The sequence below is a fragment of the Ilumatobacter sp. genome, from assembly GCF_049588435.1.
Taxonomy (GTDB): domain Bacteria; phylum Actinomycetota; class Acidimicrobiia; order Acidimicrobiales; family Ilumatobacteraceae; genus Ilumatobacter_A.
On sequence record NZ_JBAVYV010000037.1, the window covers coordinates 1 to 1,642 of the forward strand.

Here is a 1,642-nt window from a genome sequence, read left to right on the forward strand (position 1 = left end):
GCCACGGCATCGATCGTCGATCGGGACGGCATCCAACTGCTCGCGCTCAACCATCTCGGACCGGCCGCCCCGACCGAGTATGCCATGATCCTCGTCGCGCTGATGCGTCCGGTGTCCCCGGGCGGCAACGTCCGCCTGAGCTCCGATGATCCGACCGCTCCGCCGATCGTCGAGTTCGATCTGCTGAGCGACGCGGCGGATCGAGACCACCTGATCGTGGGAGTCCGGGATGCGCTCGCCATGCTCCGTCGGCCACCGTTCGCCGATGTGGTCGACGCTGTGTACATCGACGATCGGGGAACCACCGCAGACGCGCTCGACACCGACGAGGCGATCGGGACGTGGCTGCGGGCGTACGGGGCCGACTACGTCCACGCGTCGTGTTCGAGTACCGCCGCCCTCGGTCCGTACGGGACGGTCGACGGTCACGACGCGCTGTTCGTCTGCGACGCCTCGGCGTTTCCGGGGATTCCCGATGCGAACACCCACCTCCCGACCACGATGCTGGCCGAGCGGGTGGCGGCCCGTTGGCCGGGCGTGCGAGGATCATCCACATGACGACTTCCTCGGGCTCGACCCCGGCGCACGACCCGAACTACACGCTCGGCCTCCACGAGATCGGCGACGGGTGCCACGCCTACCTGCAGCCCGATGGTGGTTGGGGTTGGAGCAACGCCGGTCTGATCGTCGGGGACGGCCGCTCGTTGCTCGTCGACACGCTGTTCGACCTGAAGCTGACCGCCTCGATGCTCGATGCGATGGCACCGTTGACCGAGGCCGCACCCGTGACGTCTCTGGTCAACACCCACGCGAACGGCGATCACTGCTACGGCAACAGCGAGGTCGTCACCAAGTGGCCGGGCGTCGAGATCGTGGCATCGACCGCGACAGCCGAGGAGATGCCCGAGGTCCCGCCCGCGATGCTCGATGCACTCAACCAGGCGCCCGGCGAGGTCGGCGACCTGTTCCGGAGCTTCTTCGGAGAATTCGACTTCGGTGGGATCGAACTCGAACTGCCGACGCGGACGTTCGACGACCGACTCGAACTCGAGGTCGGTGGCCGTCGGATCGAACTGATCGAGGTCGGACCCGCACACACGCAGGGTGACGTGATCGTGCACGTCCCCGACGCGCGCACGGTCTACACCGGCGACATCCTGTTCATCGGTGGGACGCCGATCGTGTGGGCGGGTCCGCTGTCGAACTGGGTGGCGGCCTGTGACCTGATGCTCTCGATGGACGTCGAGACGGTCGTCCCCGGGCACGGACCGCTCACCGGGCGCTCCGGGATCGTCGAGGTGCGCGACTATCTCGCCTTCGTCGACGACGAGGCGCGCGGGCGTCACGACGCGGGCCTCGACGCGTTCGACGCGGCTCGCGACATCGCCCAGCTGCTCGACGCCTCACCACGCTTCGGTGACTGGGGTGAGTACGGCCGGATCGCGGTCAACGTGGACACGGTCTACCGATCCCTCGACCCGAACCACGACACACCGGACGTCGTCGAACAGTTCCGGCGGATGGCTGAACTCGAAGCACATTGAGGAGCTGACGGACGTGTCAGCTCGAGATGTCGGCATCGTCGGAGACGGTCCGGCCGGATCGGCGCTCGCCCGGTCGCTGGAACGACGCGGTGCCGATG

2 protein-coding genes are annotated in these 1,642 nt (G+C 67.7%); both read left to right on the top strand.

Translation table 11 applies throughout. The features are described 5' to 3' along the window. Positions 1-558 (top strand): GMC family oxidoreductase (locus tag WBV89_RS01090; protein ID WP_423979490.1); only part of this gene is annotated, 558 nt, incomplete at its 5' end. 59 nt (positions 559-617) lie between these two features. Continuing rightward, the gene (locus WBV89_RS01095; protein ID WP_423979491.1) at positions 618-1,544 is read left to right on the top strand and encodes an MBL fold metallo-hydrolase; all 927 of its coding nucleotides are present in this window, start codon (positions 618-620) and stop codon (positions 1,542-1,544) included. The last annotated feature ends 98 nt before the right edge of the window (positions 1,545-1,642 follow it).